This is a genomic window from Actinacidiphila sp. DG2A-62 (assembly GCF_035825295.1).
In the GTDB taxonomy this organism is placed as follows: Bacteria; Actinomycetota; Actinomycetes; order Streptomycetales; family Streptomycetaceae; genus Actinacidiphila.
This window is the reverse complement of sequence record NZ_JAYMGI010000002.1, coordinates 1379540-1403403: the sequence shown is the minus strand read 5'-3', so window position 1 is coordinate 1403403 and position 23864 is coordinate 1379540. Positions and strand designations below refer to the sequence as shown.

Annotated in this window: 12 protein-coding genes; 8 read left to right on the top strand and 4 right to left on the bottom strand. The window is 75.5% G+C overall.

All coding sequences use genetic code 11. The features are described from left to right. Positions 1-97 precede the first annotated feature (97 nt). The 5 genes from VSR01_RS06340 to VSR01_RS06320 all read left to right on the top strand — a co-directional run bounded on the left by VSR01_RS06340 (position 98) and on the right by VSR01_RS06320 (position 15703). Entirely contained in the window at positions 98-2395 is a 2298-nt protein-coding gene (locus VSR01_RS06340; protein WP_326448297.1) for an MMPL family transporter, read from the top strand. Between the two features lie 105 nt (positions 2396-2500). After that, entirely contained in the window at positions 2501-3751 is a 1251-nt protein-coding gene (locus VSR01_RS06335) for a sensor histidine kinase (protein ID WP_326448296.1), read from the top strand. A gap of 229 nt (positions 3752-3980) precedes the next feature. Next, the gene (locus VSR01_RS06330) at positions 3981-4655 is read left to right on the top strand and encodes a response regulator transcription factor (RefSeq protein ID WP_326448295.1); all 675 of its coding nucleotides are present in this window, start codon (positions 3981-3983) and stop codon (positions 4653-4655) included. 750 nt (positions 4656-5405) lie between these two features. Beyond that, positions 5406-8243 carry an FAD-binding and (Fe-S)-binding domain-containing protein gene (locus VSR01_RS06325; protein WP_326448294.1) on the top strand — a complete coding sequence of 946 codons (2838 nt, stop codon included), beginning with the start codon at positions 5406-5408 and terminating at the stop codon, positions 8241-8243. Positions 8244-8767: 524 nt separating this feature from the next. Beyond that, positions 8768-15703 (top strand): glycoside hydrolase domain-containing protein, encoded by a 6936-nt coding sequence (locus tag VSR01_RS06320; protein ID WP_326448293.1) that lies wholly within the window; start codon positions 8768-8770, stop codon positions 15701-15703. A 230-nt stretch (positions 15704-15933) separates the two neighbouring features. On the opposite strand, the gene VSR01_RS06315 is transcribed toward VSR01_RS06320, so the two are convergent. From VSR01_RS06315 to VSR01_RS06305, 3 genes are all read right to left on the bottom strand, one after another. Next, entirely contained in the window at positions 15934-16719 is a 786-nt protein-coding gene (locus tag VSR01_RS06315) for an SDR family NAD(P)-dependent oxidoreductase (protein ID WP_326448292.1), read from the bottom strand. A 69-nt stretch (positions 16720-16788) separates the two neighbouring features. Next, a complete protein-coding gene (locus tag VSR01_RS06310; RefSeq protein ID WP_326448291.1) occupies positions 16789-16989 on the bottom strand; it encodes a hypothetical protein in 201 nt (66 codons plus the stop codon). A 268-nt stretch (positions 16990-17257) separates the two neighbouring features. Next, the gene (locus VSR01_RS06305) at positions 17258-18562 is read right to left on the bottom strand and encodes a hypothetical protein (protein WP_326448290.1); all 1305 of its coding nucleotides are present in this window, start codon (positions 18560-18562) and stop codon (positions 17258-17260) included. Between the two features lie 416 nt (positions 18563-18978). Between VSR01_RS06305 and VSR01_RS06300 the strand changes: the two genes are divergently transcribed. Then, positions 18979-20385, top strand: a complete 1407-nt coding sequence (locus tag VSR01_RS06300; protein WP_326453513.1) for an SDR family NAD(P)-dependent oxidoreductase — start codon at positions 18979-18981, stop codon at positions 20383-20385. Between the two features lie 89 nt (positions 20386-20474). Here VSR01_RS06300 and VSR01_RS06295 read toward each other — a convergent pair whose 3' ends face one another. Next, positions 20475-22145, bottom strand: coding sequence for a serine hydrolase domain-containing protein (locus VSR01_RS06295; RefSeq protein ID WP_326448289.1), 1671 nt, complete (start codon positions 22143-22145; stop codon positions 20475-20477). A 228-nt stretch (positions 22146-22373) separates the two neighbouring features. On the opposite strand from VSR01_RS06295, the gene VSR01_RS06290 reads away from it, so the two are divergent. Both VSR01_RS06290 and VSR01_RS06285 read left to right on the top strand, forming a co-directional pair. Beyond that, complete coding sequence (locus tag VSR01_RS06290; protein WP_326448288.1) at positions 22374-23363, top strand: DUF1702 family protein; 990 nt, start codon at positions 22374-22376, stop codon at positions 23361-23363. Positions 23364-23395: 32 nt separating this feature from the next. Further along, positions 23396-23845 carry a TetR/AcrR family transcriptional regulator gene (locus VSR01_RS06285; RefSeq protein WP_326448287.1) on the top strand — a complete coding sequence of 150 codons (450 nt, stop codon included), beginning with the start codon at positions 23396-23398 and terminating at the stop codon, positions 23843-23845. The last annotated feature ends 19 nt before the right edge of the window (positions 23846-23864 follow it).

Sequence of the window (23864 nt, the reverse complement as noted above, 5' to 3'; positions counted from 1 at the left end):
GCAGTACGCCGGATTGTCGGCGGTGGCACGACGCGGGTGACAAGGCCGGCCGGAAAGCCTGGAGAGGTTCCCGAGAGCGGATTCGGAGATCTCTTCCATGGCGACTCATCTGTACCGGCTCGGCCGGTGGGCGTTCCACCGGCGCCGCCGCGTGGCTCTGTTGTGGGCGGCGGTGCTGGCCGCCGTCATGCTCGGCGCGGTCGGCGCGGCCGACGGCCCCGACGACTCGTCCTCGATGCCCGGCACCGAGGCGCAGCGCGCGTTCGACCTCATCGACCAGCGCTTCCCCGGCGCGGAGGCGGACGGCGCGGACGCCCGTATCGTCTTCGTCGCGCCCCACGGCCACAAGGTCACCGAGCCCGCGAGCCGCGCCGCCATCGACACCCTGGTGACGACGGTCTCCCGCGGGCCGCAGGTCGCCGACGTGGTCGGCCCGTTCGGCGGCGGCGCGACGGGCGGCGGCTCTGGCGGCGAGACGGGCGCCGGCTCCGGCGTGGACCGAGGGGTCAGCGAGGACGGCGGCACCGCGTACGCCACCGTCACGTACACGGTGTCCGACGACGACCTCGGCGACGGCGCGCGCCAGACGCTGACCGACGCCGTGCGGCAGGCCAGGGACGCCGGGGCCGGGCTGACCGTCGAGGCCGGCGGCTCCGCGGTGTCCAAGGACCCCGGGGACGGCATCGGCGAGGCGCTGGGCATCGTGGTGGCGGCGGTGGTGCTGCTGATCACCTTCGGCTCGCTGGCCGCGGCGGGACTGCCGCTGATCACCGCCGCCGTCGGGGTGGGCGCCAGCATCGCCGGGATCACGGCGCTCGCCGCGACCTTCGGACTGCCCGGGACCACCGCGGAGCTGGCCATGATGCTCGGCATCGCGGTGGGCATCGACTACGCGCTGTTCGTGGTCTCCCGCTACCGCGAGGAGCGCGGCGAGGGCCACGCGCCCGGAGAGGCGGCCGGGCGCGCGGTGGGCACCGCGGGCTCCGCGGTGGTCTTCGCCGGCCTCACCGTGGTCATCGCGCTGACCGGTCTGTCGGTGGTCGGCGTGCCCTTCCTGACCAAGATGGGCCTGACCGCGGCGGGCACCGTCGTCACCGCCGTCCTGGTCGCGCTGACGCTGGTCCCCGCGGTGCTCGGCTTCTGGCCGGACGCGGTGCTGGCGCGGCGGGTCCGAAAAGGCGGCGCGAAGCGCCCCGGCGGCCCGGCCCGGTCCGGGCGGGGGAGCGGCGAACGGGAGAACGCGGGCAGCCGGTGGGCGCGCCTCGTGCGGCGCCACCCCGTGCCCGTCCTGGTCGCGACCGTCGCCGCGCTCGGCGCGCTCGCCCTCCCGGTCGCGGACATGCACCTGGGCATGCCCGGCGACGAGGCGAAGTCCACCGGCACCACCGAACGCCGCGCCTACGACGACCTCGCCCGCGGCTTCGGCCCCGGCTTCAACGGCCCGCTGACCGTCGTCGTGGACGCCACCCACGCGCACGACCCGAAGGCGGCCGTCGCCGCGGTCTCGGACGAGCTGGCGGGCACGCCGGGCGTCGTCTCGGTCTCGCCGGCCCGCTTCAACGCCGAGGGCGACACCGCCGTCCTGTCCGCGACGCCGTCCACCGCGCCGACCAGCCGGCAGACCGGCGACCTCGTGCACACCATCCGCCACGAGCGCCCGGCGATCGAGTCCGCGACCGGCGCGACCTTCGACGTCACCGGCACCACCGCGCTCAACATCGACGTGGCCCGGAAGATGCAGGACGCTTTGGTCCCGTACCTCGCGGTCGTGGTCGGTCTGGCCTTCCTGCTCCTGCTGGTGGTCTTCCGCTCGCTGCTGGTGCCGCTCAAGGCCGCGCTCGGGTTCCTGCTGTCGGTGCTCGCGTCCCTCGGCGCGGTCGTCGCCGTCTTCCAGCAGGGCCACGGCGCCGGCCTCCTCGGCGTCGACGAGACCGGGCCGATCATGAGCACCATGCCGATCTTCCTGGTAGGCATCGTCTTCGGCCTGGCCATGGACTACGAGGTCTTCCTCGTCTCCCGGACGCGCGAGGCGTACGTGCACGGCGAGGAGCCGGGCCAAGCGATCGTCACCGGCTTCCGGCACAGCGCACGGGTGGTGACCGCCGCGGCGCTGATCATGATGGCCGTCTTCGGCGGCTTCATGACCGGCGGCGACACCATGGTCAAGATGGTCGGCTTCGGCCTGGCGAGCGCCGTGCTGTTCGACGCGGTCGTGGTCCGGATGGCCTTCGTGCCCGCGGTGCTCGCGCTGCTCGGCAGGGCGGCCTGGTGGCTGCCGCGCCCGCTGGAGCGGGTGCTGCCGCGGGTCGACGTCGAGGGCGCGTCGCTCGGCGGCGGCCGGCCGGGCCTCGCGGTCGCGCCGGACGGCGGGCGGCGGGACACGCAGCACGTGTGAGCGCCGCCCCGGGTGCGCCCCGCGCCGCCGCGCCGAGATCCGCGGGCGGGCGGTGCGCACCCGGCATCCTGGACCGAGCACCCGGAATCCGTAGCGGAGACACCCATGCCCCCCAGCTGGCGGCGGTTCGCCGACCTCCACCCGCGCCTGGTCGAGTCGGCGCTGCTGCTCGTGCTGTACGCGGCGACCGCCCGGCAGTACGCGCAGGGTCCGCTCGGCTGGTGGGGCGGCGCGGCGACGGCGGCCGGCGCCTGCCTGGCGCTGCTGTGGCGGCGGCGCGCGCCCGGCACGGTCACCCTGCTCACCGCGGTCTGCACCGGAACGCTGGGGGCCGCCGGCTACCTGCTCTCGCCGCTGCTGATGCTGCCGCTCGTCGTCGCGCTCTACGAACTGGCGGCGCGCTCCCCGCAGCGGGCCGTCCGGGCGTGCGGCGGCGCCGCGGTCGCCGTGGTCGTCCTGCCCGCCCTGCTGTCCGACCGCAACCACGAGTCCTGGAAGCTCACGACGGTCGGCACCGTCTTCTGGCTGGTGCTGCCGCTGGTGCTCGGCGCGGCGGTGCGCGGTCGGCAGGCGTACCTGGAGGCGGTACGGGCCCGCGCGGAGGAGGCGGAGCGCACCCGTGAGGAGGAGGCGCGGCACCGGGTGGCACAGGAGCGCGTCCGCATCGCCCGCGACCTGCACGACGTGGTCGCGCACCACCTCGCCCTGGCCAACGCGCAGGCCGGCACCGCCGCGTACCTCGCCCGTGCCCGCCCGCGGGAGGCCGAGGCGCTGCTCGGCGAGTTGTCCCGCACCACCGCGGCGGCGCTGCGCGAGCTGAAGGCGGCGGTCGGGCTGCTGCGCCGGCCCGAGGACGCCGACGAACCCGCCCGGCCGGGCGCCGACCCCGACCCCGACGCGCCGCTCGAACCCGCTCCCGGGCTGGCCCGACTGCCCGGCCTGGTGGCCGCGTTCGCCGCCGCGGGGCTGCGCGTCACGGTCACCGCCGAGGGCCCGCGCCGGCCGCTGCCGCCGGTCGCCGACCTGACCGGCTACCGCATCGTGCAGGAGGCGCTGACCAACGTCGCCAAGCACGCGGGCGTCGACGCGGCGCGGGTGCGGCTCGTGTACGGCGCCGACCGGCTGGTCCTGACCGTCAGCGACGAGGGCCGGGGCGGCGGCCCGTCCGCGCGCGCCTCCGCCGGGGACGGTGGCTCCGGCTCGGACGGTGGGATCGCCGGCGGGTTCCGCTCGCACGGCGGGTTCGGACTGATCGGCATGCGGGAGCGTGCCGAGGCCGCGAACGGCCGGCTGCGCGCGGGGCCGCGACCGGAGGGCGGGTTCGCGGTCACCGTGGAGCTGCCGCTGGACCCGTGAGGGGCGTCGCGCCGTGCGCCTTCGTGCGGCTCCCGTCCACGGCCGCGCCGCGCGCGTGCGATCGTGTCCCGTGCGCCCGGGTTCCGCGCCGGCGGGTCCGCAGCGGCGGGTCCTCGCCGCCGGGTTCGCGCCGACGATTCCGTGCCGACGATTCCGTGCCCCCGACTCCGTATGTGCTGCCCCGCAGACCCCTGTTCCGTACCCCGAACCCCAGGACCGGATGGACCCGATGACGATCCGCGTGCTGCTCGCCGACGACCAGACCCTGCTGCGGGCGACGTTCCGGATACTGATCGAGGCCAACGACGACATGACGGTGGTGGGCGAGGCGGCGGAGGGCGACGAGGCGGTCCGGCTCGCCCGCGAACACCGCCCCGACGTGGTTCTGATGGACATCCGGATGCCCGGCGCCGACGGCCTCGCGGCCACCGAGGCGATCTGCGGCGACCCCGGACTGCCGGACACCCGGGTGCTGATCCTCACCACGTTCGAGACCGACGCGTACGTGGCGCGGGCGCTGCGGGCCGGGGCGAGCGGCTTCCTCGGCAAGGACGTCACCGCGGACGGGCTGCTCGACGGCATCCGCACGGTGGCGGCGGGCGAGGCGCTGCTGTCGCCGGCGGCCACGCGGGCGCTGATCACGCGGTACCTCGCGACGCCGGAGCCGGGGGACGCGGTGGTCGCGCCCGGGGCGCTGGACGCGGTCACCGCTCGTGAGCGCGAGGTGATGGCGCTGGCGGCCGAGGGCAGGTCGAACGCGGAGATCGCGCGGGAGTTGGTGGTCAGTCCGCTCACCGTGCGCACTCACGTGCAGCGCGCGATGAGCAAGCTCGGCGCCCGCGACCGCGCGCAACTCGTCGTCATCGCCTACCAGACCGGCCTCGTCCGCCCCGGCCCCCCATAACCCTTGGCGCTGTGCCTGCCCAGGCGCGGCTGCGTCGGCATGGCGCCGGGCGCCGGGCCGGCCGGGCGCGGCTGCGTTGCCGTGGCGCTGGGCGTTGGGCCGGCCGGGCGCGGCTGTGCTGCGGTGGCGCTGGGCGTTGCCCTGGCCGGGTGCGCTGGGTTGCGTTTGCGGGTCGGGGTCGTCCCGGGGGTGACTCCTCGGACTTCGAAAGTGACTCGTCTCGTTGCCTGCTTTCCGCCGGTGTTGTTTTCGAAGTCCTGCGGGGACACCCCCGGACCGCCCCCTCGGGTGGCATGTGCGCTGCGGGTCGAGTTCCTGCCGGGCCGCGGGGCTCCTGTTCGGCCTACGCGCTGAGCGTCGAGTTCAGGGGCGCGGGGAACTGCGCGACGAGCCACGACGGCGGTGCGGACGGGGACGGACTGTTCGGGGCAGGCGGGATGCCGGTTTTTCAGGGGCGCGGGGAACTGCGCGACGAGCCACGATGGCGGTGCGGACGGCGACGGACTGTTCGGGGCAGGCGGGATGCCGGTTTTTCAGGGGCGCGGGGAACTGCGCGACGAGCCACGACGGTGGTGCGGACGGGGACGGGCTGTTCGGGGCAGGTGGGTGGCCGGTCTTCGCGGCGCGAGCGGCCACGGTGGGACAGGGCCGGTGGTGGTCCGAAGGCCGCGGGACCCGTTACGACGGCGCGTCGTACGGGCACCGCGCGGCCGGGGCGGATGATGGCGGCGGGAGGAGATGACCGTGGACGTGAGTGCACGAGAAACCGGGCTGGCCCGAGAACTGCGCAGAGCCGGCGTCGGCGACGTCGACGCCGGGACGCGGCGCCGCGCGGAGTACTCCTCGGACGCGTCGAACTACCGCGTCGTGCCGCGGGCCGTCGTGTTCCCGCGGGACGCGGACGAGGTGCTCGCCGCGCTGGAGGTGTGCCGCCGCACGGGCGTGCCGCTGACCAGCCGGGGCGCGGGCACGTCGATCGCCGGGAACGCCGTGGGGGAGGGCGTCGTGCTGGACTTCTCCCGGCACATGGGCCGCGTGCTGTCCGTCGACCCCGACGCGCGCACCGCCGTGGTGCAGCCCGGCGCCGTACTGGACGCGGTCACCGCCGCCGCGGCGCCGTACGGCCTGCGCTTCGGCCCCGACCCCTCGACGCACGCGCGGGCGACGATCGGCGGCGCGCTGGGCAACAACGCGTGCGGCGCCCGGGCGCTGGCGTACGGGCGCGCCGCCGACAACGCCGTGGAGCTGGACGTGGTGACCGGCGGCGGCGTCCGCTTCACCGCCGGGCGCTCACCGCGCGGCGCCGCGTCCGGCGCCGGCCCCGAAGGCGCGCTGCTGGCCGGCCTCGACCGCCTCGTCAGGGACCGACTCGCCCTGATCCGCACCGAGTTCGGCCGCTTCACCCGGCAGGTGTCCGGCTACTCGCTGGAGCACCTGCTGCCGGAGAACGGCGGCGACACCGCGAAGTTCCTGGTCGGCAGTGAAGGCACGCTCGCGGTGCTGCTGCGGGCGACCGTACGGCTGGTGCGCGCGCCGCGGCACACCGCGCTGGCCGTCCTCGGCTACGCCGACATGCCCGCGGCGGCCGACGCGGTGCCCGCGCTGCTGCCGCACCGGCCGGTCGCGCTGGAAGGCATGAGCGCCCGGCTCGTCGACGTCCTGCGTCAACGCCGCGGCGCGGCCGCGGTGCCCGACGTGCTGCCGGCCGGCGGCGGCTGGCTGTTCGCCGAGACCGTGGGCGACACCGAGCCGGAAGCGGTCGCCGCGGCCCGGGCGCTGGCGCGCGACGCCGGCTGCCTGGACGCCGCGGTGGTCACCGGCGCCGCCGCCCGCGCGCTGTGGCGCATCCGCGAGGACGGCGCCGGACTCGGCGGCCGCACCCCGGCCGGCGCACCGGCCTGGCCCGGCTGGGAGGACTCCGCGGTGCCGCCCGGCCGCCTCGGCCCCTACCTGCGCGAACTCGGCCGCCTGATGGTCGACTTCGGGCTCGACGGCCTGATGTACGGGCACTTCGGCGACGGTTGCGTGCACGTGCGGATCGACTTCCCGCTCGCCGAACGCCCCGCGGCCTTCGCCGAGTTCCTCGACCGCGCCGCACAGCTCGCCGGGCGCCACGGCGGATCGGTCTCCGGCGAGCACGGCGACGGACGCGCCCGCGGCGCGCTGCTGCACCACATGTACTCGCCCGCGGCCATCGCCGCGTTCGGCGCCGTCAAGCAGCTCTTCGACCCCGACGACCTGCTGAACCCCGGCATTCTGGTGCGCCCCCGCCCGGTCGACGCCGACCTGCGGCTCGCCGCCGCGAGGACCCCGCTCGGCCCGCTCGCCCTCGCCTACCCCCGTGACCGCGGCGACTTCTCGACCGCCGTGCACCGCTGCGTCGGCGTCGGCAAGTGCCGCGCCGACACCACCTCCACCGGCGGCGTCATGTGCCCGTCCTTCCTCGCCACCCGCGACGAGAAGGACTCCACCCGCGGCCGGGCCCGCGTCCTCCAGGAACTGGCCAACGGCAGCCTGGTCGACGGCGGTTGGCGCGCACCCGAGGTCGCCGAGTCCCTCGACCTGTGCCTGGCGTGCAAGGGCTGCGCCGCGGACTGCCCCGCCGGCGTCGACATGGCGGCCTACAAGACCGAGGCGCTGTACCAGCGTTACCGCCGCCGGCTGCGGCCGCGCGCCCACTACGCGCTGGGCCGCCTCCCACTGTGGGCCCGCGCGGCCTCCGCGGCGCCCCGGCTCGCCAACGCGCTGCTGGGCGTGCGGCCGGTCGCCGCGCTGCTGGCGCGCGTCGCCGGGATCGACCCGCGCAGGCCGCTGCCGCGCTTCGCGCCGCGCACCTTCCGCCGGGGCTTCGCGTCGGCGTCGGGCGCGGACGCGCGGCCGACCGTGCTGCTGTGGGCGGACACCTTCACCGACCGGTTCACGCCCGCCGCCGGGCACGCGGCGGTCCGGGTGCTGGAGGACGCGGGCTACCGCGTACGCCTCACCGAACGCGCCGCGTGCTGCGGCCTGACCTGGATCTCCACCGGCCAACTCGACGCGGCCAAGCGGAGGTTGGCGGCGACGCTCGACGCGCTGGAGCCCGCGCTCGCGGCCGGCTGGCCGATCGTCGGCGTCGAGCCGTCCTGCACCGCGGTGATCCGCGGCGACCTGCCCGACCTGCTGCCGGACGACCCGCGCGCGGCTCAGGTCGCCGCCGCCACGCGGACGGTGGCCGAACTCCTCGCCGCCACGCCCGGCTGGACCCCGCCGGACCTCACCGGGGTCCGCGTCCTCGCCCAGCCCCACTGCCACCACCACGCCGTGATGGGCTGGGACGCCGATGCGGCCCTGCTGCGCGCGGCCGGCGCCGACCTCCACGCCGTCGGCGGCTGCTGCGGCCTGGCCGGCAACTTCGGCGTCGAGCAAGGCCATTACGACATCTCCGTCGCCGTCGCCGAGACCGCCCTGCTCCCCGCGGTCCGCGCCGCGCCCGCCGGCACCCTGCTCCTGGCCGACGGCTTCTCCTGCCGCACCCAACTCGCCCACCTCGCCACCCGCGAGTCCGTCCACCTCGCCGAACTCCTCGCATCCCGCCTCCCGCGCGGCTGACCGTCCGGCGCGGTCCGTCGCCGCCTCCCGCGGCGGCGAAATCCGGGTGCCGCCCAGGCCGCGGCGCCGACGCCGTGTCGGCCTCCACCGCCCGCCCTGCGCACGGCACGTGGCAAGCCCCTCCGCGTCCCACTCGCGCCGGGCGCGCCGCGTGCCCCGACCGCCCCGCTCGCTTCGGGCGTCACGCCGCGCCCCAGGCCGGGCACTGCGTCACGGCGAGCCCTCGCATCCTGCGAGACCCGCCCGCGCCCGGCGCAACGTCCGACCCCCACGCACCGTGGCCCCCCACAAGCGCGCGCGGCACGCGCCCCGCCCCGACTGTGCGATTCCCGTTCGCCCTCCGTACGACTTCTCCGTGTCTGATGGTGGACGTCCGTGAACGCGCCGGGAGATACTCCCGCGTGTCCACTGCCGTCTGACCCTGTGCGGGCCAGTCCGATTGACAACGTTGTCTAGCGGACCGGTTCCCGCATGCGCCACCGCGACGCCGGAGAGGTTCCGTGCCCATCAGACCCCATGCCCCCGTGGCTTCCCCACCCCCCGCGATCCCTCGCAGAACCGCCCGCCGGTCCCGGCGGCTGCGCGCCGCGCTCGCCGCGCTGCTGGCCGGGGCGCTCGGCGCCGCCGCGCTCGCCGGCGCCGGCGTCGCCGCCGCCGACGCGCCCGCGGGCTCTCCCGCTTCGTCCGGCACGGACTACACCAAGCTCGTCGACCCGTTCGTGTCGACGGCCGGTGACGACGGCAACGACCTGCCCGGCGCCGAGGCCCCGCACAGCCTCGCCAAGGTCAACCCGATGACCACGCCGAACCGCAACCACTCGGGCTACGACTACAACGAGACCCACATCGCCGGGTTCACCGCCACCGACCTCGACGGCGTCGGCGGCTCGGGCGGCGGCGGCGACCTGCTGGTGGTCCCCACCTCGGTGGCGTACGACAAGCGGCCCGCGCCCAGCACCTACGCGCACCCCTACCGCCACGACGACGAGATCGCGACGCCCGGCTACTACCGGGCCGGCCTCGGCGCGCTGTCCGGCACCGCGTCCGCGGTCACGCAGGGCCCGGGGACGATCGACGCCGAGATGGCCGCGACCACCCGCACCGCGCTGGAGCGCTACAGCTTCCCCGCGGGCGCCACGCCCGAGCTGGTCCTCGACCTGGCGAACAACTACACCAGCCGCACCCGCGCGACCGTGAAGGCGACCACCCTCGCCGACGGCACCACCTCGCTCACCGGCCTCATCGCCGGCTCCTTCAACGGCGCCTCGTACCAGCTGTACTACGCCGCCACCACCAACGCCCCGGTGACCTCGCTCAAGACCTGGGGCAACGACGGCAAGCTGACCGACGCGACCGCGCAGGACGGCACGGACAGCGGCGCGGTCCTCGGCTTCGACCCGGCGGCCGGCAAGGACGTCGAACTGCGCATCACGCTCTCGCCGATCAGCGCCGAGCAGGCGGTGACCGACCAGCGCAACGAGGTCGGCGGCCTCACCTTCGACCAGGCGCGCGCCAGGACCAAGGCGGAGTGGAACAGCACCCTCGGCGCCGTCGACGTGCACGCCTCCGCGACGTCCGACCCGACGCAGACGCTCACCAAGGAGTTCTACACGCACCTGTACCGCATGTACGGGCTGCCGGTGAACGCCACCAGCACCAGCGGCACCTACCGCGGCGCCGACGGATCGGTGCACCGGACGAACGGCTTCACGTACTACGACGGCTGGTCCACCTGGGACGACTTCCGCAAGTACTCGGTGGAGGCGTACATCGACCCGGCCACCTACCGGGACATGGTGCAGTCGCTGATCGAGCTGTTCGCCGACGCGCACACCGCGGGCAAGCCCCTCGGCAGCCTCACCCACTCGGTGCCCACCGTGCGCTGGGAGCGCTCGGCCGTGGTGATCGCCGACGCGCTGTCCAAGGGCTACAAGAACTTCGACCGACTGGACGAGGCCTACCCGGCGCTGCTGTCCTACACCGGCTACTACACCGGCGCGCAACTGCGGCAGGGCTACGTCTCCGGCGACCCCGGCACCACCGTGCAGCGCGGCTACGACCAGTGGGCGCTGTCCGTGATCGCCGGCGCGCTGGGCAAGCAGGCCGACGCGGCGAAGCTGCGCGCCCAGTCCACGATGGCCATCGACCACCTGGTGAAGTCCGGCGCGTGGACCGCGGCCGACGGCACCGAGGTGGGCCTGCTCACCCCGCGCGCGACCGGCGGCGACTGGCAGGCCGCCGACTACGAGAAGTTCGAGGCGGCCGGCCTCTACCAGGGCACCCTCTGGCAGTACCACTGGTACGACGCCTACGACATGGGCGGCCTGATCAAGGCCATGGGCGGCGCGAAGGCCGGAAAGGCCGCCGTGGAGCACATGTTCGGCGAGGACTCCGCCAAGAACGACGGCTCCACCATGCTGCACTCCAACGCCAACGAGATCGACCTCCAGGCGCCGTACCTCTTCAACTACGTGGGCGAGCCCAGCCTGACGCAGAAGTGGGTGCGCGCCATCTACACCGGCACCACCTGGAACCGCTACATCGCGACCGGCTCCACCAACGAAGCCCCCAGCTCCGGCGGCGAGTTCACCCCGCCGGTGGACACGCAGGTGTACAAGCTCGCGCCGAACGGCTTCCTGCCGACCATGGACAACGACGCGGGCACCATGTCGACGATGTTCGTCGCCGCGGCGCTCGGCCTGTTCCCGGTGACCGCGGGCTCCAGCCAGTTCCAGATCGGCAGCCCGTTCTTCGACTCCACGACGATCAGCTACGCGGACGGCCGCCGGTTCACCGTGAAGGCCGACGGCGTCTCGGCGAGCACCTACTACGTGCAGAGCGCGACCCTCGACGGCGCGCGGTTCGACAACACCTGGCTGGACTACTCGCAGATCATCGCCGGCGGCACGCTGGACTTCACGATGGGCTCCAAGCCGTCCCGGTGGGGCGCGGCCACCAAGCCCGCGTACTCGCTGGACACCGACACCGGTGACGGCAGCGGGACCGGCGCCACCGGGACCGTCGTGACCGCGCGGCCCGACACCGTCGCCACCGCGGCGAACGGCCGCCTCGACGGCAGCATGAAGCTCACCCTGTCCGGGCCGGCGTCGTTCGCCGCCCGCAAGGGCACCAGCCTCACCAGGACCGGCGCGGCCAACGTCACCGGCCTGCCCGACGGCGTCACCGCCGACCTGACGGTGACCGGCTCGCGGACCGCGACGCTGTCGCTGACCGGCACCGCGACGGTCGACGCGCGCCTGGGCATCAGCTTCCGCGACGCGGCGTTCGCCCACGGGGTGCGGGCCTCGACGCTTTCCGGCGCCGGGGTCACCGCGACCGACCCGCTCACGGTGTCCGCCGCCGCGGTCCACCGGGCGTCCCTGGGCACGCTGGTCGACCAGGCGTCCCTGGTCCGCGGCGGCAACTACTCCGACGGCTCCTGGACGCTCTTCCAGTCGGCGCTCCAGCACGCGCGGACCGCCCTGGCGGACACCGCCTCCGGCACCGGCACGCTGATGGCCGCGCAGGACGCGCTGAACGCCGCGATCGGCGCGCTCGGCATCGACGAGGGCGGCTACGCGGTCCTCCAGGCCGAGACCCCCGACCAGAAGGACGGTCCGAGCCTGGTCAGCGAGGCGTACTACTCCGACGGCGACCTCGGCGGCGTCACCGAGGGCGCCTGGGAGCGGTACGGCAAGCTGGACTTCGGCGGCGTCGCCCCGAAGAGCATCTCGGTCCGCTACGCCAACTCGCAGGCCCCGACGGCGAAGCCGAGCAGCGTCGACGTCCACGCCGGCGGCGCGGACGGACCGGTGGTCGCCACCGTGTCGCTGCCCGGGACCGGCGGCTGGCAGTTCTACACCACCGTGCAGGCCGCCGTCACCGACCCGGCCGCGCTGCTGGCCGCCTCCGGCGCGACGTTCGTCTTCCACGCGCCGGCCGGCCAGCAGTGGGTGTCCAACTTCGACTGGTACCAGTTCTCGCCCAACGCGCCCTCCTCGCAGTCCTCGACCACCCTCGCCACGCTGACCGCGGCGAACGCGAGCGCGACCGGCGACGGCTCGCTCCCGCTGAAGCTGTCCGGCGGCATCTTCGAGAACGTCACCGACGGCGCCTGGGCGCAGTGGAAGGCCACCGACCTCGGGGACGGCGCCGACACCCTCACCGTCTCCTACGACAAGCCGCAGACGCGGGCCGCCTCCGACTCCCACATCGAACTGCACCTGGGGTCGAAGGACGGCGCCACACGCGTCGACGTGCCCCTGGACTACACCGGTTCCGGCTGGGGGACCGTCGCCACCGCGACCGTGCCGCTGGACCCGAAGGTCTTCACCGGCGTCCAGGACGTGTACGCCGACTTCGTCTCCAGCACCCAGTCCAGCGCCCAGCCGTACGTCGCCAACGTCTACGCGCTGACGCTGACGCAGGCCCCGGACGCCCCCGTGGGCTTCGACGCCACCGCGTGGAAGGCCAACAGCGGCGGCGGGCTCAAGAGCGAGCCGGCCGGGTGGAGCGACGCGGGCTCGGCCACCGACCTCGGCGGCACCTACAACGGCGCCTGGCTGGACTACGGCGACATCGACTTCGGCTCCACGCCGAAGAACACCCTCACCCTCACCTACGTCAACAACTCCGCGCGCTGCGGCGCCGATTCGGCCGCCCAGCTCTACCTGGACTCCTACGACACGGGCAACCCCGGCACGCCGTACGCCACCGTCCCGCTGCCGGTCACCGGAAGCGCGTGGTCCTCGGGCGGCACGACGAGCCTGACCCTGCCGAAGGGGATCACCGGCACTCACGACGTGCACCTGCGGCTGGTCACCACCCCGGACTCCTCGCACCCGTACGGCGCGAACCTGGGGCGGATCACCTTCGGCCACGCCGACACGCCCCCGGCCACCGACACCTCCGCGCTGCGGCAGGCCGTCGACCGCTACCAGGGCCTGTCCGCCGACGCCGCGCGCTACGACACGATCGACTTCGGCGTCTTCCAGCGCGAACTGGCCACCGCCCGCGCCCTGCTGACGGCGGACGGCGCGACCCAGCTGGAGGTCGACACGCAGACGCGCAGCCTCACCCTCGCCGCCAACCAGCTGATCCCGCTGCCGCGGCTGACGCTGGAGAACCTGGTGACGACCGCGTCGGCACTGGAGAACGCGCGCTACACCGACGCGTCGTGGCAGGCGTTCACCACCGCGCTCGCCCAGGCGAAGACCGCGCTCGCGGACGACTCCGCCGCGGACGCGGCGCTCACCGCCCGGTACCAGGCGCTCGACCACGCCGTCTCGGCGCTCACCACCAAGCCGAGGACGGTGCCGGCCGCGCCCGACGCGGTCTCGGCGACGTCCTCCGGCTCCAGCGTGACGGTCGCCTGGTCCGCGCCCGCGGACACCGGCGGCTCGCCGGTCACCGGCTACCGGGTCACCCTCGGCGACGGGCACCAGGTCGCGATCGCCGATCCGGGCAGCCGCGCCACCACCTTCACCGCGTTGCCGGCCGGCCGGTCGTACACCGCGCGCGTCCAGGCGGTGAACGCGGTCGGCGCCTCGCCGCAGAGCGCGCCCACCGCGCCCGTGGTGACCGCGGGCGGCAAGCCGCAGAAGCCGGCCGTGACCGGCGTGACCACCCACGGCAAGCAGGTCAGGGTGGACTGGCGGCCGGCCGGCGACGGCGGCTTCCCGGTCATCGGCTGGACCGTCGCCCTCGACGACGGGACCATCGCGCACCTGCCCGCCACGGCGGACACCGCGCTGCTCACCGCCACGGGCGGCGGCAAGGCCAAGGGGCACACCGCGACGGTGACGGCGGTGACGCTGGCGGGGACGTCGGACGACGCGGCGGCTCCGGCGGACCCGTCGGCTGCTTCCTCGGGCGCCTCGGCCGCGTCGGCCGGCGCGACCGGGACGGCAGCGGCCTCCGACGCGGGCTACACCCCGTCCCCGTTCCCCGCGGGCACCCTCGACGCGAGCTACCCCTCGGACTCCTGGCCGTCGACCGGTGACGGCAGCGACTACTTCGAGGACCTGCTCAGCGGGATCGACGACCTGCACACCGACATCCTCGGCGCCAACACCAAGGTCCCCGTCGGCACCGAGCCCACCGCGCAGAACGACCTGATCGCGCTCGGCATCAACAACGCGGCGACGCAGAAGGAGGTGGACCGCGCCGAGGTCGACGCGACCAACAGCGCCACCGTCACGATGGCCGACGGCCTCGGCTCCCGGCTCGGCCAGATCTACAGCGACGCGCTGAAGAACGGCCGACTGCCCAAGACCAGCGCGCTGTTCGGCCGCGTCACGCAGAACCTGGACACCCACGACGCGGCCAAGGACCACTACGGCTACCTGCGCCCGTACGTGCGGCTCGGGTTCGTCGGCGACGGCGGCGACGTCTACGAGTCGCAGGACGGCTCGTACAGCAGCCTGGCGACCAGCGGCTCGTACCCCAGCGGCCACACCTACGGCGGCTACGAGGCGGGCACGATCCTCGCCACGCTGCTGCCGGAGTTGGCGCCGTCGATCCTCGCGCGCACCTCGGAGTACGGCAACAACCGGATCGTCCTCGGCTTCCACTACCCGCTGGACGTGATGGGCGGCCGCATCACCGGCATGGCCACCGTGGCCCACCGGTGGGCCGACCCCGACTTCGCGGCCCTGCTGATGCAGGCGCACACGGAGATCGAGAACGTGCTGCTGCAGACGTGCGAGGAGGACGGCTACGGCGACACGCTGGCGGCCTGCTCGGGCGACGCCTACGCGGGGCTGAGCACCGCGCAGGACATCGACGTCTACACCCGGCGCCTGACCTACGGGTTCTCCCAGGTGGGCAAGGCGGGGCAGGCGCTGAAGACGCCCGCCGACGCGGCGGCGCTGCTGATCACGGCGTTCCCGAACCTCACCACCGAGCAGCGGATCGAGGTCCTGGAGCAGACCGCGACGGACTCCGGCTACCCGCTGGACCTCACCGCGGACGGCGGAGCGAGCTGGGCCCGGATCAACCTCGCCGCGGCGATGGCCGCGCACGTGGTGGTCGGCGCCGACGGCAAGGTCACGGTGACGAACTTCGGGGACGCCACCAAGGCGAGCACCGCCGACGTCGACACCGTCACGGTGGGCGGCGCGGCGATCGACGGGTTCGACCCGGAGGTCTCCACCTACGTCGTCGACCTGCCGAACAACGCGAAGCTCCCGGCCGTCACCGCGGTCCCGGCCGTGCCGGGCGAGCGGGTCGAGGTCACCGACGGCAGCGCCGTCCTGACCTCGTCCGGCCACCGCTTCACCGCTCGCACCATCAGGGTGACCTCGCCCAACGGCCAGGTCAGCCGCACCTACACGGTTGGGTTCGTGCGGACCGACCACGACCGGTGGCCGTTCGGCGACGACGGAAAGGGGAGCTCCCACGGAAAGGGGAGCTCCCACGGAAAGGGGAGCTCTCCCGGAAAGGGGAACTCCCACCGCTGACGGGCCGTCGAGGGCCCTGCGGTCCCGCACCCCCCTGCGGTCCCGCCCCGTGAGGCCGCGCGCCTGCTGAGGCGGGCGGGGCCCGCCACCCGTCGGCCCCTGCGGCGGAACCCCCGCGGTTCCGCCGCAGGGGCCGCGGCATGTGGCCGCCGGCCGGCGGTGCGCCGGGCGACGACACGACTTTGCGGACACGCCCTAAGTCGCAGGACGTGGGGTGAGACGGCGCGGCGTCAGAGGGCGTGGCCCTGGCCGCCGTCGCAGCGGACGGCGGTGCCGGTGATGTAGGCGGCCGGGGCGCCGGACAGGAAGGCGACCAGGGCGCCGAACTCGGCGGGGGAGCCGTAGCGGCCGGCCGGGATGGCGGACCGGGCGGCGTCGCGGACGGCGTCCTCGGTGCGGCCGGTGCGCTCGGCGGTCTGCCGGTCGAGGTAGGTCAGGCGGTCGGTGGCGATCCGGCCGGGCAGCGCCATGTTCACGGTGACGCCGTCCGCGGCCACCTCGCCCGCGAGGGTCTTGAGGTAGCCGGCGAGCGCCGCCCGGCCCGCGTTGGACGCCACCATGCCGGCCAGCGGCTCCTCGACGCCGCTGGAGCCGACCGCGACGATCCGGCCCCAGCCGCGCTCGCGCATGCCCGGCAGCACCCGGCGGACCAGCGCGAGGTGCGGCGCCAGCAGGAGGTCGACCGCCGCCGCGGCGTCCCGCGCGGTGAAGTCCGCGGCGGAACCCGGCGTGGGACCGGGGCCGTTGAGCACCAGCACGTCCACCGGCCCGAGGTCGCGCACCACCCGGTCGACCAGCGCGTCCGGCGCGTCAGGCGCGGTGAGGTCGGCGGCCGCGCCGATCGCCCGGCCGCCCGCGGCGGCGATCTCCGCGGCGATCGACTCCGCGAGCTCGCCGCGCCGCCCGGTCACCGCGACCGCCGCGCCCTCGGCGGCCAGCGCCCGCGCCGAGGCCAGCCCGAGACCGCCGGTCGACGCGCATACCAGCGCCACCCGTCCGCTGAGCCCGAGGTCCATGCACGCGCCTCCGTCACGCCGGGCCCCCGGCGCCCGGCCGGCCCGGAGGCGGTGATGATCACCGCCAGCCTAACGGACCGGCCGCGCCGCCCCCTTGTGCCAGATCCCGACCTCCGTGTCGGGGAGGCGCCCGGCGAACCCGCCCGCGGGCAGGGCCGCGCGCAGCAGCCCGCGCAGATCCTCGGCGCGGGCGGCGTGCCGGCGGGCGGCGTGCCGGCGGGCGCCGGGCGTCGCCGCGTGCGCCGTCCGCCGCGCGGCCTCGGCCGGCATCCCGGCGTCCGGGGCGGCGCCGACCGCCTCCTCGACGTGACCGCGCGAGGGCGAGCGTCACCGTGCCGGGCCCGCGGCCGACCTCCCGCAGCGGGCCGTGGGCGTCCAGGCCCGGCGCGGCGGCGACCGCAGCGGCGATCTCGGCGGTGACCGCAGCGGCATCGCGGCGGCGTGACCGGCGCGTAGGGCCGCCGGCCGCGGACGTCGTACGGCGCTGCGCCGCGGAACAGCGACGCGTCCCTCGTCCGTCCCTCGGGCACGGCGGGCGTCACGCGCCGACGCGGGCGCGCCAGGCGCGGAAGGCGACCAGCGGGGAGCGTTCGTCCAGGAGGTGCCACGGGGACTCGGTCGCGCGGTGCGGGCCGAGCAGGGTGAACAGGGTGCGGGCCGGGACGTGGTCGCCGGCCAGGGCGAACGCCATCGCGAAGGCGTTCGCCGCCAGCGCCCAGTCGGCGCGGCGCTCGAACGTCGGGTGCAGCACCGAGCGCACCGCGGCCTCGCGCAGCGCCGCCACCACGGCCTCGCCGGTGAGGTAGGGGGAGTCGGGGTCGGCGCCGAGGTCGCGCCACTGCTCCAGGTGGGCCAGCGCGACCAGCTCGCCGAGCCGGCTGCCCTCGGGGGCGTCCAGCATCGCCCGGCGTGCGAAGGCGTGCATCGTCCGGTACGGGTCGCCGGCGTGCGTCCGGTCGGCGGTGCCGGAAGTGCCGGCGGCGTCGGCGGCCGACATGTCCGTCGACACGTCCGCCGGTGCGTCCGGCGCCTGCTCCGGCTCCGTCGCACCGGCGGCGTCGGCGGCCGACATGTCCGTCGACACGTCCACCGGTGCGTCCGGCGCCTGCTCCGGCTCCGTCGCCGTCGCGCCCGCCCACGTGTCCGCGGACGCGTCCGTCGACGCGACCGCGCCCGCCCCGGGCCACGCGGGCGACAGCTGCGCCAGCCGCAGCCGGTGGGCGGCGGCGTGGCCCGGCACGCGTCGGACGACCGCCGCGAAGCGCCGCGCGGCCGTCTCCCGGGCGCCGGCCGCCGCCCCGGACCGTGTTCCCGCGCCCGCGCTCGCCATCAGGAAGTACCAGGGCGCCGCCCAGTCCGGCTCGCGCTCGGCCACCTCGAAGAGCTGCTCCTCGGCGTTCTCCAGCCGGACCCGGGCGATCTCGGCCTGCTGCCCGGTCACCTGCGGAGGGCGCCGTACGCCTGCGTACCCGGAACGGGCCAGCAGCCGCGCGCCGGAGACCAGCAGCGGCAGCGGGTCGTCCGGGTCGGCGGCCACCGCGTCGCCGATCCACCGCTCCACGTCCGGCACCGACTGGAGCCCGCGCACCAGGAACGCCAGGTCCTCGTCGTCCTCCGCGGCGGCCAGCACGGCACGGATGCCCGGCCACGCGCCCGCGCCGACGCCGTCCGCGGCCCCGGCCGCCCCGCTCGCCGCCGTCGCCGCGGCCCGGATCTCCGCGAGCCGCCGGTCGCCGTACGACGCGTCGATCGCCCGGGAGCGCCTGCGGCGCAGCAGGTACGTCTCGCCCTCCGGCGCGTGCGCGGACAGCAGGGAGGCCCAGGACGGCAGCGACAACGGCATGGGGCCCAGTAAACCGCGCGGACCGCCGACGCGCGGTCCGTCCGCCCTCCGGCGCGGCCGGACGGGGCGCACGGCCGCGCGCCCCGGCGCCCGCCCGCCCCCGCGGGTTTGGAGGACCGCCGTGGCGAAACGTAAAGTCGGCCCGTTACCGGGGGCGCGACCGAGAGAGCAGCAGCGGCATGACGGCGATCACGCAGGACGTTCACGAGCCGGGGGAGCGGCAGCCCGAGCCGCCGGAGTCCGGGGGACCGGCGTCCGCGGTGCCGGAGCCCCGGGCGTCGGACTCCGGCGAGCAGCGGCGGGAGCCGCGGGAGGCGGAGTCCGCGGCGGCGGAGTCCGTGGAGGCCGAGTCCGGGGAAGCCGAGTCCGTGGAGGCCGAGTCCGGGGACCCGGGGCCCGGGATCGACCCCGACCGGATGGCGGTGTGCCTGTCGGTGCTCGCCGAGCTGGACTCGCTGCCGGTCGACCACCCCGACGCGATCACCGTGCGCCGGGCCACCGCGGGCATCTACCGCACCGTGAAGCAGCGCCGCCGCCAGGAGCGCCGCGCCGCCAAGACCGCCAACGACAAGGCGGTCACCGAGGCCACCGCGACCGGCGCGGCCGACCGCATCGACGACGAGACCCTCGGCATCCAGCTGACCACCAGCGTCACCACCGAGATCGCCGGCATCCTCCAGCGGCCCCGCTCGTGCTACGTGTGCAAGACCCGGTACGTCGAGGTCGACGCGTTCTACCACCAGCTGTGCCCGCCGTGCGCCGCGCAGAACCGGGCCCGGCGCGACGCCCGCACCGACCTGACCGGGCGGCGCGCGCTGCTCACCGGCGGACGCGCCAAGATCGGCATGTACATAGCCCTGCGGCTGCTGCGCGACGGCGCGCACACCACCATCACCACGCGGTTCCCGGTCGACGCGATCCGCCGCTTCAAGGCCATGCCGGACAGCGACGCGTGGCTGCACCGGCTGAAGATCGTCGGCATCGACCTGCGCGACCCGGCGCAGGTCGTGGCGCTGGCCGACTCGGTGGCCGCCGCGGGGCCGCTGGACATCCTGATCAACAACGCGGCCCAGACCGTACGGCGCTCCGAGCGCGCGTACAGCGAGCTGGTCGCGGCCGAGTCCGCGCCGCTGCCCGCGGGGGAGCTGCCGGCCTCCGAGGTGTTCGGCGCGTTCGGGTCCGGCGCCCAGACCGCGGCGGCGCTGCCCGCGCCGCGCGGCCAGGCGCTCACCGCGCAGGACGTCACCGACCTGGCGCTGGTCAGCGGCTCCGCGTCGCTCGCCCGCATCGAGGCGGGCACGGCGATCGACGCGGGCGGCCTGGTCCCCGACCTCGACCCGACCAACACCTGGGTGCAGACCGTCGGCGAGGTCGGCGCGGTGGAGCTGCTGGAGGTGCAGCTGTGCAACGTGACCGCGCCGTTCGTGCTGATCAGCCGGCTGCGGCCGGCGATGGCGGCGGCAGCGGCGCGGCGCAAGTACGTGGTCAACGTCTCCGCGATGGAGGGCCAGTTCAGCCGCGGCTACAAGGGCCCGGGCCACCCGCACACCAACATGGCCAAGGCAGCGCTCAACATGCTCACGCGCACCAGCGCCCAGGAGATGCTGGAGAAGGACGGCATCCTGATGACCGCGGTCGACACCGGCTGGATCACCGACGAGCGGCCGCACCCCGACAAGGTCCGGCTCGCCGCGGAGGGCTTCCACGCACCGCTGGACCTCGTCGACGGCGCGGCGCGCGTCTACGACCCCATCGTCCGCGGCGAGCAGGGCGAGGACCTGTTCGGCTGCTTCCTCAAGGACTACGCCCCGGCCGCCTGGTGACGCCCCCGGCCGCGTGGCCCCTGCCGTTCCCGCGGCTCCGTCCCCCGGCTCCGTCCCCCGCCGGCGGCCCTTCCGCCCCGGCTTCGCCGCTACGGCCGCGGCGCGCGGTAGGAGACCAGGCGGCCCAGGTGCAGCGGGCGGGTGCGCCAGCGGACGGTGAACGTGCCGGTGCGGCGCGAGCACGTCACCAGCAGGTGGTGCGGGGTCATCACGTCGGCGACCAGCGTGTCCGGGTCCGTCCACCCGGCGGTCACCGCGGTGGGCGGCCGGGACGGCCCGGCGTCGGCGCCCGGGCCCGCGACGCCGTCCGCGTCGGCGCGCGCCCGCGCGTCGTCGGCCGCGTCGACCGTCCATCCCGCGCCGCCGAAGCGGAGGTCGAGCGGGCGGCCGTCCTCGGTGAGGGTGAGCGTCCAGGCGCCGTCCGCGCCGCGTGCGACCCGCGCCGCGGTCAGCTTCGGCTGGTCGCGAGGGGAGTCGCCGGCCGCGAAGAAGGCGCGGCCCGCCTCCGCGTCCGCGCCGTCGTCCGGACCGGTCCCCGCGCGCGTGAAGTGCGTTTCGTCGGGCCAGTCGGGGCCCGGCCCGGCGCCCGCCGCCTCACCCGGCGGCAGCGCCAGAGCCTCCAGCCGCGCGGCCAGTTCGCGGTCGGCCGCGGCCACGTCGCCGCCCGCGTCGCCGCCCGCCGCGGAGTCCGAGGCGGAGCCGGCCGCCGCAGAGCCCGAGGCGGAGCCGCCCGCCGCGCCGACCGCGTCGCCGCCCGCCGCGCCCGCACCGGCCGCCGGCGCGGAGTCGAACGCGGGCAGCAGGTGCTGCCACACCAGGTCGAGCACGCGCTGCATGTCCTCGGTGTCGGAGGTGAGCGCCAGCACCGCGTCGTGCTCGGGCAGCACGAGCATGTACTGCCCGTACGCGCCGTCGCCGCGGTAGCCGTGCCGCGACATCCAGCACTGGAAGCCGTATCCCTGGGCCCAGTCCGACCCGAGGTCCGGTTCGGGTCCCGCGGTCGCGACGTGCGGGCGGGTGGCCTCGGCGACCCACTCGGCGGGCAGCAGCCGGCGCCCCTCCCACACCCCGCCCGCCAGGTGCAGCTGCCCCAGCCGGGCGATCGCGTCCACCGTGGTGTGCAGCCCGCTGAAGGCCAGGTCGTGCCCCTCGGGGAACTGCCGCCAGAAGGCGTCGGCGATGCCGAGCGGCTCGAACAGCCGGGGCCGCAGGTACTGCGTCAGCGTCTTTCCGGTGACGCGCTGCACGATCGTGCCGAGCGTGTAGGTGGCGGGCTGGTTGTACGCGAAGACCGTGCCGGGCTCGCGGTCCACGGGCAGGCTCAGGAAGCCGCGCACCAGGTGCTCGCGGTCGACGGCCAGCGCCCGTTCGACGGTGTCCGACAGGTGGCCCGAGGCCATCGACGCGACGTGCCGGACCCGGATCGCCCGCGCCCGCCGGTCGGTGATCTCCGCGTCCAGCTCGGGAAAGTACCGCAGCACCGGGGCGTCGAGGTCGATCAGGCCGTCGCCGAAGGCCAGGCCCGCGGCGGCGGAGGTGAAGCTCTTGCTCAGCGAGTACACCAGCTGCGGGCGGTGCGGCGCGTAGGGCGCCCACCAGCCCTCCGCGACCACCTTGCCGTGCCGCAGCAGCATCAGGCCGTGCGGTTCGACGCCGGGCTCGGCGCCGAGCGCGTCCACCAGGGCGAGGACGCCCGCGGCGTCGACCCCCTCGGCGGCGGGCGTGCTGCGCGGCAGCGGTCGTCCTGCGTGGCCGGTCATACGAACGTCCCCTCCGCCGGCGCGTCGGACGGCCCGGCTCCGGCCGCCAGTCCACCCGGCGGCGTGATCATTGTCAACGGCGCTCCGCCGGGGCGGCCGTCGCGACGCCCGGCCTCCGCTCCGCCCCTGCCCCGCCCGCCGTCCGCGACGCGGCAATCCGGAAGAGGCCGACGGCGCGGTGCGGTCAGCACCATGGGGAGGCGACCCCGAGGCCTCTGGAGGAGAGCGATGTCGACCGTAATCGGTTCGCTGCGGCGCCTTGCGATGGCGCCCTCACTGGAGGACGTGACGTTCGTGCGGCGGGGCTTCCCCGTCGAGCCCTCCGCGATCACCGAGGCACTGGAGGCGATACCCCAGTCGGTGATCTGCGGCTTCGAGTGGGCCATCGACTCCCGCAGCCAGTGGGAGATCGAGCGGCGCCTGGAGCTGGTGGAGCCCAAGATGCGCGGCTTCGCCTACGAGGGCGCGACGATGGCGCTGACCATCCGCGACGTCATGCACGGGGCGCGTACCCGGGAGTTCCTGCTCGGGCCGGGCCAGCGGCACATCTTCCTGACCTACATCGGCATAGGCTTCGCGATGGCCCGTTTGCCGAGGCCGACGTGGCGAAAGGTGCTGCCCGACCTGAGCGGGTCCCCGTACTTCCCGACGATGAGCTGGCTGGCGGTCGACGGCTACGGCTTCGACCGGGCCTACTTCGACATCAAGCGCTGGGTCGACCAGCAGTACGTGCCCGCCCCCTACCCGTGGGCCGGCGACAGCGACTACTTCCTGCGCGCGGTCGACCAGGGCATCGGGCGGGCGCTGTGGTTCATCCACGGCGCCGATGTGGCGGGCGTGGCGGCCCGGGTGGACGGCTTCGCCGATCACCGCAAGCGCGACCTGTGGAGCGGCGTCGGCCTCGCGGCCACCTTCGCGGGCGGCGCGACCCCCTCCGACCTGCGCAAACTCGCCGACCTGTCGGGGGAGTTCCGCCCCGAGGTGGGACTGGGAGCGACGTTCGCGGTCAAGGCGCGCGACTACGCGGGCCACATGCCCGAGCACAGCGCCGCCGCGGCCGACGCGCTCACCGACGGCATGACTCTCGGCGAGATCCTCGAACTCGCCGACGCCACCGAGGAGGCGGCCCGCGACGACGCCGCGGTGCCGGCGTACGAGCTGTGGCGGCAGGCCATCCGCGCGCACTTCGCGGAGGCGGCCGCCCCGGTCGCGGACTGACCGCCGAGGTGAAGGCGGACGAGCGGCGCGCCATGGTGTTGCGCGCCGCACTCATCGAATTCGGGACATGGGGTTACGAAGCCACCTCGACGATGGCGATCGCCGAACGCGTCGGGGTGTCGCAGCCGTATCTCTTCCGACTCTTCAAGACCAAGCGAAGGCTTTTCGAGGCCACCGCGGAATGGGCGCTGACGGAATTGCGCCGACTGGTCCGCGAGGCGGGCCTGGAATGCGGTACGGCGTCCGGCGACGAACTCGCGGAGGCGTTCGCGAAACCCTCCCGGGCGCGCCGCGACCTGATGCGCTTCGAACTCGCGCTGTGCGGCGCGGCCGGCGATCCGGCGATGGCCGAGGTGGCCCGCCGCCACCTGGCGTCGCTGGGCGCGGAGGCGGCCGGCGCGATCGGCGCGGCGGAGCACGAGCTGGCCGGCTTCCACGCGGGCCTGTCCGTGCTCATCGTCAGGTCGCTGCTGGACGAGTGAGCGCCGCCTCCCGCGCGTG

Bases quoted from the DNA above. Each gene is read 5' to 3' on its own strand.
- VSR01_RS06340 (WP_326448297.1), top strand. From the start codon at position 98: ATGGCGACTCATCTGTACCGGCTCGGCCGGTGGGCGTTCCACCGGCGC.
- VSR01_RS06335 (WP_326448296.1), top strand. From the start codon at position 2,501: ATGCCCCCCAGCTGGCGGCGGTTCGCCGACCTCCACCCGCGCCTGGTC.
- VSR01_RS06330 (WP_326448295.1), top strand. From the start codon at position 3,981: ATGACGATCCGCGTGCTGCTCGCCGACGACCAGACCCTGCTGCGGGCG.
- VSR01_RS06315 (WP_326448292.1), bottom strand. From the start codon at position 16,719: ATGGACCTCGGGCTCAGCGGACGGGTGGCGCTGGTATGCGCGTCGACC.
- VSR01_RS06310 (WP_326448291.1), bottom strand. From the start codon at position 16,989: ATGCCGGCCGAGGCCGCGCGGCGGACGGCGCACGCGGCGACGCCCGGC.
- VSR01_RS06305 (WP_326448290.1), bottom strand. From the start codon at position 18,562: ATGCCGTTGTCGCTGCCGTCCTGGGCCTCCCTGCTGTCCGCGCACGCG.
- VSR01_RS06300 (WP_326453513.1), top strand. From the start codon at position 18,979: ATGGCGGTGTGCCTGTCGGTGCTCGCCGAGCTGGACTCGCTGCCGGTC.
- VSR01_RS06295 (WP_326448289.1), bottom strand. From the start codon at position 22,145: ATGACCGGCCACGCAGGACGACCGCTGCCGCGCAGCACGCCCGCCGCC.
- VSR01_RS06290 (WP_326448288.1), top strand. From the start codon at position 22,374: ATGTCGACCGTAATCGGTTCGCTGCGGCGCCTTGCGATGGCGCCCTCA.
- VSR01_RS06285 (WP_326448287.1), top strand. From the start codon at position 23,396: ATGGTGTTGCGCGCCGCACTCATCGAATTCGGGACATGGGGTTACGAA.